The sequence below is a fragment of the Marinomonas rhodophyticola genome (genome assembly GCF_026113935.1).
Taxonomy (GTDB): Bacteria; Pseudomonadota; Gammaproteobacteria; order Pseudomonadales; family Marinomonadaceae; genus Marinomonas; species Marinomonas rhodophyticola.
In genome coordinates, this window is record NZ_JAPEUL010000001.1 from 40379 (window position 1) to 53750 (window position 13372).

General features: G+C 42.0%; 15 protein-coding genes and 2 pseudogenes. 6 read left to right on the forward strand and 11 right to left on the reverse strand.

Annotation, left to right across the window (positions count from 1 at the left end):
* The first annotated feature begins 67 nt into the window (after positions 1-67).
* Positions 68-1222, forward strand: a complete 1155-nt coding sequence (locus ONZ52_RS00260) for an MFS transporter (protein WP_265216656.1) — start codon at positions 68-70, stop codon at positions 1220-1222.
* A gap of 207 nt (positions 1223-1429) precedes the next feature.
* Positions 1430-2921 (forward strand): annotated as a pseudogene (locus tag ONZ52_RS00265) (SulP family inorganic anion transporter).
* Between the two features lie 217 nt (positions 2922-3138).
* On the opposite strand, the gene ONZ52_RS00270 reads toward ONZ52_RS00265, so the two are convergent.
* The 9 genes from ONZ52_RS00270 to ONZ52_RS00310 form a co-directional block, all read right to left on the reverse strand.
* Positions 3139-3327: an HAD hydrolase-like protein gene (locus tag ONZ52_RS00270; protein WP_265216657.1), complete on the reverse strand. Its 189-nt coding sequence runs from the start codon at positions 3325-3327 to the stop codon at positions 3139-3141.
* Between the two features lie 37 nt (positions 3328-3364).
* Positions 3365-3817, reverse strand: a complete 453-nt coding sequence (gene yjjG / locus ONZ52_RS00275; protein WP_265216658.1) for a pyrimidine 5'-nucleotidase — start codon at positions 3815-3817, stop codon at positions 3365-3367.
* Positions 3818-3841: 24 nt separating this feature from the next.
* On the reverse strand, positions 3842-4420 hold the full coding sequence (yjjX, locus tag ONZ52_RS00280) for an inosine/xanthosine triphosphatase (protein WP_265216659.1): 579 nt from the start codon (positions 4418-4420) through the stop codon (positions 3842-3844).
* Positions 4421-4517: 97 nt separating this feature from the next.
* A complete protein-coding gene (gene aroC, locus ONZ52_RS00285; RefSeq protein WP_265216660.1) occupies positions 4518-5615 on the reverse strand; it encodes a chorismate synthase in 1098 nt (365 codons plus the stop codon).
* 3 nt (positions 5616-5618) lie between these two features.
* The gene (prmB, locus tag ONZ52_RS00290; RefSeq protein ID WP_265216662.1) at positions 5619-6533 is read right to left on the reverse strand and encodes a 50S ribosomal protein L3 N(5)-glutamine methyltransferase; all 915 of its coding nucleotides are present in this window, start codon (positions 6531-6533) and stop codon (positions 5619-5621) included.
* Between the two features lie 53 nt (positions 6534-6586).
* Entirely contained in the window at positions 6587-7351 is a 765-nt protein-coding gene (locus tag ONZ52_RS00295) for a hypothetical protein (RefSeq protein ID WP_265216663.1), read from the reverse strand.
* A gap of 158 nt (positions 7352-7509) precedes the next feature.
* Complete coding sequence (sppA, locus tag ONZ52_RS00300; protein WP_265216696.1) at positions 7510-8244, reverse strand: signal peptide peptidase SppA; 735 nt, start codon at positions 8242-8244, stop codon at positions 7510-7512.
* On the reverse strand, positions 8210-8533 hold the full coding sequence (locus ONZ52_RS00305; protein WP_265216664.1) for a hypothetical protein: 324 nt from the start codon (positions 8531-8533) through the stop codon (positions 8210-8212). The genes sppA and ONZ52_RS00305 overlap by 35 nt, the downstream gene beginning before the upstream one ends.
* An 80-nt stretch (positions 8534-8613) precedes the next feature.
* The gene (locus ONZ52_RS00310; RefSeq protein ID WP_265216665.1) at positions 8614-9183 is read right to left on the reverse strand and encodes an HAD-IA family hydrolase; all 570 of its coding nucleotides are present in this window, start codon (positions 9181-9183) and stop codon (positions 8614-8616) included.
* 67 nt (positions 9184-9250) lie between these two features.
* On the opposite strand from ONZ52_RS00310, the gene ONZ52_RS00315 reads away from it, so the two are divergent.
* The 3 genes from ONZ52_RS00315 (at position 9251) to ONZ52_RS00325 (ending at position 10837) form a co-directional block, all read left to right on the forward strand.
* Positions 9251-9676 carry a MaoC family dehydratase gene (locus tag ONZ52_RS00315; protein WP_111608200.1) on the forward strand — a complete coding sequence of 142 codons (426 nt, stop codon included), beginning with the start codon at positions 9251-9253 and terminating at the stop codon, positions 9674-9676.
* Between the two features lie 216 nt (positions 9677-9892).
* Positions 9893-10087: a hypothetical protein gene (locus tag ONZ52_RS00320; protein WP_265216667.1), complete on the forward strand. Its 195-nt coding sequence runs from the start codon at positions 9893-9895 to the stop codon at positions 10085-10087.
* Between the two features lie 156 nt (positions 10088-10243).
* A complete protein-coding gene (locus tag ONZ52_RS00325; protein ID WP_265216668.1) occupies positions 10244-10837 on the forward strand; it encodes a CBS domain-containing protein in 594 nt (197 codons plus the stop codon).
* Between the two features lie 52 nt (positions 10838-10889).
* Here the strand turns inward: ONZ52_RS00325 and tusA are convergent, their stop codons facing one another.
* Together tusA and ONZ52_RS25130 are read right to left on the reverse strand one after the other, a co-directional pair.
* Positions 10890-11123, reverse strand: a complete 234-nt coding sequence (gene tusA / locus ONZ52_RS00330) for a sulfurtransferase TusA (protein WP_265216669.1) — start codon at positions 11121-11123, stop codon at positions 10890-10892.
* A gap of 33 nt (positions 11124-11156) precedes the next feature.
* Positions 11157-11680, reverse strand: a pseudogene (locus ONZ52_RS25130) (alpha/beta family hydrolase).
* 306 nt (positions 11681-11986) lie between these two features.
* On the opposite strand from ONZ52_RS25130, the gene hemN reads away from it, so the two are divergent.
* Positions 11987-13357, forward strand: a complete 1371-nt coding sequence (gene hemN, locus ONZ52_RS00340) for an oxygen-independent coproporphyrinogen III oxidase (RefSeq protein ID WP_265216671.1) — start codon at positions 11987-11989, stop codon at positions 13355-13357.
* Positions 13358-13372: the final 15 nt, after the last annotated feature.

Below are 13372 nucleotides of genomic sequence, written 5' to 3' on the forward strand. Positions count from 1 at the left end.
AATAAGCCAAGAAAGTCTCTTGGCTTATTTTTCTTGGTTAAAAATCAAAATGATCGGAGTCGTTAATATGCTTGCTGCATATCAATGGGGCATTTTTGCCATTGCATTGGGTACGTTTGGAATAGGTACCACAGAATTTATGCCCATGGGGTTACTTCCAGTGATAGCAGAGGGCGTTAATGCGTCTATTCCAGCAGCTGGTTTGCTGATTAGTGCCTATGCTGTCGGGGTTATGGTTGGCGCACCGTTAATCACCTTATATCTAACTAAATACAGTCATAAAACCTCTTTGCTGGCCTTAATGGCGGTTTTTGTGGTGGGCAATCTTCTCTCTGCGATGTCGGTGAATTACGAAACCTTTTTAGTATCTCGTATCATTACCAGTTTGTCCCATGGTGCTTTTTTTGGTATCGGAGCCGTGGTAGCAATGAATTTAGCGCCATACCATAAAAAAGGCTCGGCCGTGGCGTCTATCTTTTTGGGACTCACCATTGCGAATATTGTAGGCGTACCAATTACTACATGGTTAGGGCAAACCTTCGATTGGCGTCTTTCCTTTGTCGTCACTGCAGTACTAGGTATCGTGGCGATTTTGGGTATTAGCCGTAGTTTGCCAGCCATGGCGCCAGCGAAAAAACCTGATGTCAAAACCGAACTTAAAGCCATCATGCAGCCTGCAGCCTTGCGAGCTTTTGCAACGACAGTGATGTGTGCTGGTTCCATGTTTACGCTTTACACCTATATAACCCCAGTGATGCAAACCTTAGCTCAGGCTACCGATAACACCATTGCGACTATGCTGATGTTGGTGGGTATTGGCTTTACTTTAGGTAATTATGTTAGCGGTAAAATAACGGACAAATCACCAGATTTAGCCTTGTTTGTGTTCCTTGCTTTGCAAGTGTTGGTATTGCTGATGTTTCGTTTTACCGCCACCACAACAATGGGTGCTGGTCTAACTGTTTTACTATGGGGAACGGTTATTTTTGGCAGTGGACCACCATTACAAATGCAAGTGATGAAAATCGCCGATCAGGCTCCAGGATTGGCTTCGTCTATTAATATAGGCGCGTTTAATCTTGGTAATGCTTTAGGCGCGGCTCTAGGTGGGTTGGTCATTAGTATTGGTTTCGGCTTTGATTGGATCCCAGGAGCTGCTGCCATATTGTCTTTTTTAGCGCTGATTATGGTGTTCATTAATCGCTATAAATCAAGATATTAACTTATTGGTTAGCGTCTTTAGTCGTCAGCTCAACAGCGTTTGAGTTGAATACTGTCATTGTCTGTTCGACGATGATTTGTAGGCATTTTTATGCCAAATCTAAATGTAGTTTTTATTTCTTAATGTAATTTAACGGTTTCTAACTGGAAGATACTAGCGCTTCGCAGAGGTATGCGGCTGTGTTGGTGTGCTGATAAAAGGTAATTTATGCTCGAAAAAATGAAAATGGAATGGTTCTCCAATATTCGTGGAGATATATTGGCTGGTATTGTGGTGGCACTGGCTTTAATCCCAGAAGCCATCGCGTTCTCTATTATTGCTGGCGTTGATCCAAAAGTGGGCTTGTATGCCTCTTTTTGTATCGCCGTCGTTATTGCCTTCGTTGGCGGTCGTCCAGGTATGATTTCGGCCGCGACTGGTGCCATGGCTTTGCTTATGGTGACTTTGGTAAAAGAGCATGGCTTGGAATATTTGTTAGCGGCCACCTTACTAACGGGTGTGATTCAAATTATTGCTGGCTACATAAAGTTAGGCAGTTTGATGCGGTTTGTCTCGCGGTCTGTGGTGACAGGTTTTGTCAATGCTTTGGCGATACTGATTTTTATGGCGCAGTTACCAGAGCTAACCAATGTAACATGGCACGTTTACGCTATGACAGCTGCAGGTTTAGGCATTATTTATCTTTTTCCTTATCTGCCTGTGATTGGTAAAACCTTGCCTTCACCTTTGGTATGTATCGTGGTGTTGACGGCTTTCGCTATGATAGTGGGAATAGATATTCGTACCGTTGGTGATATGGGCGAACTGCCTGATACCTTGCCGATCTTTTTGTGGCCTGACGTGCCTTTAAACCTAGACACTCTATTAATAATCTTACCTTATTCTATTGGCTTAGCGGTGGTTGGCTTATTGGAATCCATGATGACAGCGGCCATTGTTGATGACCTTACTGATACAAAGAGCGATCGTAATCGTGAATGTAAGGGTCAAGGTATTGCTAATATAGGATCTGGTTTACTCGGTGGTATGGCGGGTTGTGCCATGATAGGCCAATCGATTATCAACGTAAAATCGGGTGGTAGAGGGCGCTTGTCCACCTTTATTGCAGGGACACTTCTTTTAATTATGGTGGTGTTTTTGGGCGAGTGGATAAAACAAATCCCCATGGCCGCATTGGTTGCGGTGATGATCATGGTATCAATTGGTACTTTTTCTTGGAGCCTCCATTACCAATCTTACAAAACACCCGTTATCCACCAATATTGTTATGGTGACAACGGTTGTTATTGTGGTGTGGACTCATAATCTTGCATTGGGTGTATTCGTCGGAGTCTTGTTGGCTACCTTGTTCTTTGCCAATAAAATTGGCCGTTTCATGATAGTGAAAGCAGAACAAAGTGACGATCAATCTGTACGAACATACCGCGTAATTGGTCAGGTGTTTTTTGCATCCTCAGAAGCTTTTGTTGAGTCATTTGATTTTAAAGAGGCTGTCAATAAAGTGGTTATTGACTTAACTAATGCGCATTTTTGGGATATTACTTCTGTGTCTTCTTTAGATAAAGTCGTGATCAAATTCCGCCGTGAAGGTGCAGACGTTGAGTTAGTGGGTATGAATGCCGCGACAGAAACCGTTGTCGATAAATTTGCTGTGCACAACGATCCAAAAGAAATCGAAAAAGTCATGGGCGGACACTGATATTTAACATGAAGTGAAAACTTTAGTTGGTGTTTTGGTTAAAAAGAAATGAGGTTAAACCAGAACACCAACCATGATTTCTAGATGCTTAGCATCTGAGAGATCTAATTACAGCGAAACATGTTAATACACCTTCACTATTTCCGATAAATGTTATTATCGGAAATAGTGAATAAGCCTATTATTGCAGTGCTATGGCCAAATTTTAGGCTTTTATTTATTCTTTAAATCGTTCCAATAATTCAATCAGTGAATTGACCTGATATGTGGGTCGAATCTCTTCTGTGTGTGTTTTGTTGTGGCGATTAAGCCAGCATGTATCGAAGCCAAAGTTGTTGCCACCTAGAATGTCCGATTCTAACGTGTCGCCCACCATCAATACCTGATTTTTATCTGGGGATCCCATTTGCTCTAACGCGTATTGAAAAATAGTTGGATGTGGCTTAGCAACACCAACGAGCCTCGGAAATCACAACGGGTGAAAAATACGGCTGAAATCCTGTGCGCTCCAAACGTACGGTCTGCAATTGGGCAAAACCATTGGTAATGATGCCCATCTTTACCTTGTTTGCATGCAAATGTGTCACAAGTTCTACAGCACCTGGCAAGGTTTTGCAGATATCCGCCATGGCATCTAAAAACTGCTTATTCAGCTCTTTTGTGCTGATAGCTAATCGTTCGCTCCATCGTGTAAAACGGCGTGTTTGTAGCTGTTCGGCACTGATTTGACCATTTTGATAGTCTACCCAAAGCTGTTTATTAACGACTTGGTACTCATCAAAGTCGCTTTGCTCGAAACTTATACTATGCTGAGCAAACATGTGTTTTAAGCCGGCAAAATTGTCAAAATGGAAAAGTGTTTCGTCCGCGTCAAATAGGATCCATTGATATTTCATTGTTTAACTGCACATATTAAAAGTTTAAAGGTAATGCTGTGGGTGTAATGCTGGCGCTAATGCCAGTATTAAAGCCTGTGTATAGATGCTTTCCCGTGTGGCGGCATGATTCGTTAACAACCCTATCGCACCGCCTTTCTGTCGAATGTTGTTGGTATTAAATAACGCGTCCATGACTACCCCAAGCTCTTTACCAGCTAGAAGCTGTGCGTACACTTTCGAAGGTAAAGGCAAATTTGCTGAGCGCCCCGTCATTAAATGTCCGTCACTATTTACAATCGCGACATACGCAAACGTTGCTGCGCCCTCTTCGAATTCATCAACACCTCCTTCCATAGCAACACAAAAACCCATAGCTTTACTGCCATGATCAGCGAAATCATTCTGTTCAAAACAGTAACGCGCTCGGTTTTGTGCACCAAGACGAGTCTCTGCTTCTGTCATCGGTTGATCGGCAACATCAGATGGAGCATGCATCTCTTCGCAATGAATGATGTGATCGGGAAACGTTTGAGAAAAGGCTTGTTTTGCGGCATTCACTTTGACGGGATTAGTGGATCCGACACAAATTCTGATGACAGTGGAGTCTGCTTTTATGGTCATATAGGCAATCTCGTTAATGGCTTTAGATGAATAAAAAAGCCGCTATTATCATCTAGAATGATCAATAGCGGCTTGTTAAAGCACTAATGTATATGGGTTAAGCTTGCCCTTTAATGATGGGCGTTGGGCAAACAACATCGGCATTTTGCGCTCGGTTTCTGAGCAAGTGATCCATGATCGTTAACGCTAACATTGCTTCGGCAATGGGCGTTGCGCGAATACCAACACAAGGATCATGACGGCCTTTGGTAATGACTTCTATAGGATTGCCGGCACGGTCAATGCTTTTACCAGGAATGGTGATGCTTGATGTTGGTTTTAATGCCATGCGAACCACAATATCTTGGCCAGATGAAATGCCACCCAGCACACCACCTGCGTGATTGCTTAAAAAACCTTCTGGCGTCATCTCGTCACGATGCTGGCTGCCTTTTTGTTCGACAACATCAAAACCATCACCAATTTCAACGCCTTTTACAGCATTAATACTCATAATGGCTTTGGCAATGTCTGCATCGAGACGGTCAAAAACGGGTTCGCCTAAACCTGGCATTACGTTCTTTGCAATAACGGTGATCTTCGCACCCACCGAATCGCCTTCACGACGTAACGCTGTCATGTATTCTTCAAGTTGTGGAATCGCATCTGGATCTGGGCTGAAAAAGCTGTTTTCGTAAACTTGGCTTAGGTCTTTGACTTCCAATTTTATTGGACCAAGTTGCGACAAGAAACCTTGGATTTCAATACCAAATTGTTGCTTTAAATATTTCTTAGCAATGGCGCCTGCGGCAACACGCATCGCCGTCTCACGAGCGGACGAACGACCGCCACCACGATAATCGCGGAAGCCGTATTTTTGGTCGTATGTGTAATCTGCGTGGGCTGGACGGAAAGTGTCTGCGATATTGCCGTAATCTTTCGAGCGCTGATCAGTGTTTTCGATCATTAAACCGATGGGGGTTCCTGTGGTTTTACCTTCAAAAACACCCGATAGAATCTTAACTTCATCTGCTTCGCGACGCTGAGTGGTGTATTTTGAGGTGCCAGGTTTACGCAGATCCAAATCACGCTGTAAATCTGCTTCGCAAATTTCAAGGCCCGGAGGACAACCATCAATAATGGCACCAAGCGCAAGACCATGACTTTCACCAAAGGTGGTGACTTTAAAAAGTGTTCCAAATGTATTACCAGACATAATTTATTTCTGCTCTTGTAATAGTTCACTAAGTTGTTCTTTCGTTAGGATAAAAACGCCGTTGCCACCCTGCTCTAATTCTACCCACATAAATGGAATGTTAGGATAAGCGGTTTGCAACGCGACCTCGGTGTTTCCTACTTCGTATACTAATATACCGTCATCTTGCAGATAATGCGCGACTTGGGCTAAAAATTCGTGGGTGAAATTAAGTCCATCTTCACCGGATGTTAAGGCTAATTCTGGTTCATTATGAAATTCTGCCGGAGCATTCTGGAAATCATCCGCATCAACATAAGGAGGATTACAAATAATCAGGTCGTATTGTTTGCCCGTTAGGCTTTTAAACATATCAGAATGAATAGCATGAACTCGGTCTTCCACTTGGTGGCGAACGATGTTTTCATTGGCGACCAGCAATGCCGCTTCACTGATATCTGAAATATCGACTTCTGCGTCTTCAAACACTAAGGCAGCAGCAATGCCTAGGCAGCCAGATCCCGTACACATATCTAAAATATTCAACGGATAGTTTTTAAGCCAAGGTGCAAATTCACTTTCCAATAAAGACAGGATTGGTGAACGTGGAATTAATGTGTCTTTGGTGACTTTAAATGGCAGCCCCATAAACCAAGCTTCGCCTAAAAGGTATGGAAGCGGTTCACGCTTGGTAATGCGTGTTTGTACTAATTTAAGAATATGCTTCTTTTCATTATAGGTCAGTGCGCAATCTAACATATCGCGATCAAAGTCGAGCGGAAGCTTTAATGCGCCCATTACAAGGTGAACGGCTTCGTCCCAAGGGTTATCTGTGCCGTGACCGTAAAACAAGTCCGACCGTTGAAAACGGCTAAAAGTCCAGCGAATGAAGTCTTTGATGGTGTTTAAATCACGAATAGCGGATTGTTTGTTGCTCATCTTCTCTTCTTAATATTGAATGCGCGAATACAGCGAGTAAGTCATTATAACGGTTATTGTTTCGAGCCTCTATCTTTGCGTTGCATGGTTTTCACTGAGTGAGTGATTTCCTCCAGTTTTCTTGCCATTTCTTGCCATTTTTTATCCTCATCCACGCGTTGCTCACTTTGACGATCTAAGAGTTCTGTCGTGAGCCTTGCATTTTCTTCTTTTAGCAATGCTAGTTGATTGTCTTGTTTGGCTAAGTCTACTTCTTTTTGAGCGAGGTTGAGGCGTAGTTCAGAGTTGTCTTTTTGTGCTTGCTGGATCTGGCTGGTCAACACCGCATTTTGCGCTATCACCTCTTGGTATCTTTGTTCGCTAAATGCCCATTTTTGCTTCAGGTTTTCGGCTTCTTCTGTTCTTTTTTGACATTCTATCGTCAATGCGTCATGGGCGGTTTGCAGTTCGATTAGTGCTGACGATAAGGAAAGGTAGCCGCTTTGTGTTGCCTCTTGCTTACGTATTTGGTGTTGCTCTATTTCTGTCGTTTTTTCATCCAATAATTGCCCAAGTTGTTGAGTAACTTCTCGTGAAAACCGCTTAAAAACCGGTCCGAGAACATCGTTTAACTCTTTTAATTGGTGTTGTTGATATTCTTTGTACGTGTCTTCCCATTCCGCGATGGCATTCATTAGGGTCGTGTTTGAGCAACGTCGACCATCTTGTTGCAAAAAGTGCTCAGCCAAGCGTGGGATATTGGGAAAGCTATTTTGCTCTAGTAACAGCCAGCAGGCTTGGTGGATTTCTTCTCTTGCTATATTTGCTTTGCGAGCCATGATGTTATCCATTAAGTAATGAAAATAAATTAAATAAAATATGTATTTATTTTATCAAATATATTTTATTTTTCATATCTCGCAAACTTCGGACCTTGATGACACTTATTTTTAGCAATAAAAAAGCCCCCGAAGGGGCTGGTTATATGAATGACATATTATTGAAGGTTAGTACGGTTAAGGACCTTTGTCGCGATCTCCACACCAAGCTCTTTTGCCAGCTGCTTCCAAGAATCTTGCTTAGGCTCGTAGAAAAGTGGCTCAGCGTTGGGAAATCGCGTATTTAAGATGTCGCTGACACTCGCTAAGCCATCAATCAAGCCGATCTTTTCGGCCTGTGAACCGGTAAACACCATGCCCGAGAAAACATCGTCTGTGATAATAAGTCTGTCCCCTCGACCTTCTTTTACTGCATCAATGAATTGTTGATGGGTTTCGTCTAGTACAGCCTGCCATTTGGTTTTCGCTTCTTCGGTCATTGGTGCAAATGGGTCCAAAAAGGCTTTGTTGCGACCCGCTGTGAAAGTACGGCGCTCTACGCCAATTTTTTCGAGCAAATTACTGGCGTCAAAACCAGATGAAATCACACCAATTGAGCCGACTAAACTGGCTTTATCGGCATAGATCTCACTCGCTGCGGAAGCAATGTAATAGCCACCGGAAGCTGCCATGTCTTCAATGACCACGAACACTGGAATATCAGGATAACTTTGCTCTTTAGCGCGAATGGCATCATAAATTATGCCGGAATGAACTGGGCTACCGCCTGGGCTGTTCATTTCAATCACGACACCCTTTAGGCGGGAGTTTTGGTAAGCGGCATCCAATAAGCCAACAAATTCAGAAGATTCGATTTCACTATCGGCGCCGATCACTCCTCGCATTGGGATCATGGCCACAACATCCCCCTCTAAACTCACGTCCTGAAAGTTTGACTTTGCAAACCAGCCACCGATAACGGCTATGAAAATCGCTAACGTTGTAAAGCGAAAGAATATCCTCCAGCGTCTCGCGCGTCGTTTTTTCAATTAAATTGTCATTGAGCGTTTTTTCTAGTAATGCCCAAATTTCTTTATTTGGATCGAGTCGTTCTGATTCTTGCATATCTTCTGTACGCGATTCCGCTGTCTCATGTTTTTTTTCAAGGGATTTCTGTTGATCTTCGTCTTCTGTCCAGCTCATGGCTTTATAAACCTAAAATAGTTGTTAATTGATTGAAGTTGTTAAGTAAACCGTATGGTTGAAGCGCTTCTAAACGGGCTTTACTGTGAGCCTCCGTAGGTAACGCCAATGCTCTTCATACCTGCGTTAGTTGCCATATTTAAATCGTATTCAGTGTCTCCCACCATGATAGCTTGATCAGGAGAAAGACTGAGTTCTGTCAATATTTGTTCAAGCATTAATGGATGAGGCTTAGATAAGGTTTCGTCTGCGCAGCGAGTAGAGCTGAAATAATGCCCCGTTTTCGTTGCCGTCATGACTCTATCCAGACCTTTTCGACTCTTTCCGGTTGCTACCGCCATTTTTATGTTCGCTGAGTGAAGTTTTTCTAATACTTCCATAACACCGTCGTAAGCCTTTGGAGGTGTTTGGTCCGCAGCCCTGTAGAGGTATTTATAGTGCTCAACAATGGCATCACACTCATTTTTATTGAGTTCTGGCCAAATTACAGAGACGGCTTTATCGAGAGAAAGTCCAATGATGTTTTTCACGTCATCTGTTTGTCTGCTGGGAGCATTGGCCAACTCCCCAGCCTGCAACATACTCAGGCAGATTTTATCAATAGAATCAAACAAGGTACCGTCCCAATCAAAAATTACCAACTTAACCATAGATACCTCTTAAGAATAACCCAGCGAAAGTGTACCATAACCGAAAATGACAAAATAAGGATTGGTAATGACGACTGGTTATACATTAGAACAACTTTCCATTGAGCAAAGTGTTGAGTATCGTAAAGTAGTGACAGAAGCAGACGTGCATGCTTTCGCAGAAGTGACAGGTGACACAAACCCCGTTCATTTAGACGCCGAATACGCTGCAAGCACATCATTTGGACAGCCTATTGCCCATGGCATGCTAACGGCTGGTTTTATCTCCGCGGCAATTGGCACACAACTACCTGGGCCTGGCTGTATTTATCTTGAGCAATCGCTTAAATTTCGAGCGCCTGTCTTTATTGGTCAAGAGGTGGTCACTACTGTGACAGTCATAGACATCAACGAACGTCGTCGTCGCGCGACATTAAAAACGGTGTGTGAATGTGAAGGGAAAGTGGTAGTCACCGGAGAGGCTGTCATTATGCTGCCTGCAGCCTCGGTGTAGTGTTGAGAAGCATTAATTATTGAAACAATGGTTAGGGAGCCACCCTTTTACTAACCCTTGTATTAAATATTAAGTGTTTTTGTAGCATTAAGTCATGATTCATTAATAAAACATCAGATAGTGAAAATATAAGTCATTTTATAAAAAAACACTGGGATTTACAGAAAGGCAAGCCTATATTCTAAATGTAGAACAAAGTCAGGTTTAGGCGCTGTTATGAAAATTCAATTACTCATGATCATTACCGTTGTCATATCGTCTATTTTGATGATATCGCAGCGCGCTAGTGCCCATGAGGTAAGCCAATTGCGCTGGCTTGAACCTACAGTAGATCAAAAGTTTGCTGAAGTCGTTGTCCCAGATCAAGATAAAAGCTCAGATAACTCGTATGTTGTTCTGAGCTTTTTTTAAAAAAGAGCTTTGACATCGTCATCATCGGCTGTTTCTTACTCTCATCATCCAATTAGACCTCGCTTAAATGGCAGTACAAGCCCAAGAGCACCACCGTTTTCATCAATATAACTTACCCATTTTTATTTATTCATCTATTTTACTCGGGGTTTTATTATGAAAACATTGACTTATGTATCAACAAAAGATGTTAATGATCTTACATGGCCTGTTACAACAGCAAACATCAATCTTTACTCACCTGCTCTGTCGGTTTTCACGGATTTTCAAAAAGCAGGTCCTCGGGTCATAGAGTCCAGTACACGAGCAGATGAACTAGTTTTCTTAATGCGAAAAGAACATGTACGTATGAAGATAGTCGTTGATGCTGAGAATCACTTTATTGGAGTGATTAGTCTTGAGGATTTATCAGAAGACGTCTTTATTAAGCAGGTTGCTAATGGCTATCAACGCTCAGAACTAATGGTTGCAGACTTGATGAGAGCAAAGGAAACGCTACTTGCATTGTCTTATACATCGCTTCAAAAATCAGATATCGAGTCTTTGCTTTTTAGCCAACGTAACAATAAATTTCAACACTTATTGGTCATTGATGAAGATACTAAAACCATACGCGGCTTAATTTCCTCAAATGATGTTGCTCGTCAACTTAGATTGGATATTGATGTTGCTTTCTCAAGTTTTGAGCATATTTATCAAAGTGCAATTCTTGGTCAAAAAGAGCATGGCAAAAAGTTAAAAGTAGCTTAATTCTAGAGCTTAATAGAATCCCCCACTCTGTTGAGCGCAGTCTGGGGGATTTTTATTTTTCTTTTTTCTCTATCCAATATGTATAAATATCCCCTTGTTGATTTTGCTTGATAAGCTTATGACCAAGAAATTGACAAAACTTTGGAATGTCCCTTGTTGTCGATGAATCTGTTGCGATCACTTTTAAAACTTGTTTCGCGGTCAATTTACGCATTTCTACATGCAAAAGCATGACCGGTTCTGGGCAAAGTAAACCAGTAGCATCAAGAAGTGCTTGGTGTTCCATAATATTCCTCTACGGTGTTAAAAAGCCTGAAAATCAGATGTTTTTCACTAGCCAATGGTGAGTGATTTTTGCGATCTGCGTGACGGTATCGCTTACATTTCTATTGTATTTTTTTAATGTTTTAAAGTCATGGTCTGCGCCTTCAATCCACACAACTTCAACGTTCTCTGGTATGTCTTGTTGGCTTACCCAATCGTATCCTCCCAATTGATCTCTCGTCCCCTGAATAATAAGACAAGGCACGTTAAGATCAGAAAGAAAGGACAGTCTGTTCTTTTCTGGCTTACCAGCAGGATAAAAGGGAAACCAAAGCACACAATGGCTTTCACCATAGGAAGATGTGAAAGCTGTGTCGCAACTCGTCCTCCCATAGACTTTCCTGCTACAACGCAAGCTTCTTCATGCTCGATGTAATGACGGTATTCTGGAACCAGTGTCACAAAGCGTGGAGGTGGCCTTTTTTTTAGGGAATGCTCCTGCTCTTTCATATAGGAAAAAGTGACAGGAAGCACCGATTGCTTTCTTTGTTCAGAAATAGCGGCCGAAAGCTGAATCAAAAAATCGTTATGGTGGCCTGCACCGGCACCATGAGCGAGATAAAATGAGGGTGAGTCTCATAGAAAAAACCTTTGCATAGCAACTGCGCTGATCAAGAGCGGGTTATTAAAGCAAATTTATCAGGGAGTGAGAACATAGTGAGCGCGTTATTGCACAATATGGCCGTCGTTATACTTAATTGACAGCACTGGCTTAGCACTGAATGGCTTATTTTTTGCGACACAGTGGTAAATCTTGATCTAGGTCAGAAAGAGCCTAGGGACTAAAGAGTAAACTCCTATTAGAAATTTTAATAGGAACACATCATGATTTGGGATTCTGAACTTATTGGTAAGTATGATTTATCAGGGCCTCGCTATACCTCTTACCCAACTGCGCCACAATTTGATGCCAATATAAGCAAGATTGCGCTAATCGATAAGATGCTAACATCGTCTGAAGTACCACTCAGTCTATATTTTCATATTCCGTTTTGCGCTCACCTTTGTTACTACTGTGCTTGTAATAAAATCGTAACTAAACAATATGATAAAGGCACTGAATACGTTGAGCTGCTGGGTGAAGAGATGAGGTTGCGCAGCTTAATGTTAGACCATACGCGAACCGTTACACAGTTGCATTTTGGTGGTGGAACGCCAACGTTTCTCACTGAAACATTAATAAAAACGCTATTTGATAACATTAAGCAGCATTTCACTCTTATTAATGACGGAACACAAGACTACAGTATTGAAATTGATCCTAGAGAGATTAACCATTCAAAGCTTAAACTATTAACTCAAATGGGGATCAATCGAATTAGCATTGGTGTTCAAGATTTTGATGGTAAAGTTCAGAAAGCAATACACAGAATTCAACCTTTAAAGATGGTAAATAACCTAGTGACTTATGCCCGTGAACAGGGTATCAGATCCATTAATTTTGATCTGATATATGGTCTTCCCTATCAGTCTCTAGAGGGCTTTCGAGACACGTTAGACAAAGTGGTAGCCTTGTCTCCGGATAGAATTTCTCTATTTAATTATGCGCACCTACCAGAACGGTTTCCGGCTCAAAGACGCCTATTGGATGAAAGCCTACCGACCTCCAATATGAAGCTTGCTTTATTAAAAATGAGCATTGAATACTTAATGAATGCTGGCTATGAATACATTGGCATGGATCATTTTGCCAAGCCAGATGACACCTTAGCACAAGCTCAAAGACAAGGAGAACTACAGCGTAATTTCCAAGGTTATACAACACATGCCGGCACCGATTTAGTGGCGTTTGGGGTGTCCGCTATCAGTGATTTAAATGGCGTATATATACAGAACCACACTGACCTAAACATGTACCGACGTAGTATTGAAAAAGGCCAATTGGCGATCGCAAAAGGCTATATCAGCAATTTGGATGATCGAATTCGTCATCAAGTAATAATGACATTGATTTCTCAATTTGAGCTGAACACCGCCGAGATCGAAAGGCGATTTAACATTCGCTTCTTTGATTATTTTGCTGTAGAAGTGGACAATCTAACACCCATGATCGAAGATGGTATGTTAGAAATAAATGATGGTGGAATGCAGACCACCATTAAAGTAACAGATCGCGGTAGATTACTCATTCGTTGCATTTGCATGGTTTTCGATAAGTATCTAAATGGCGCCATAAAATACTCAAAAGTTATATAGATCGAGATCAGGGAG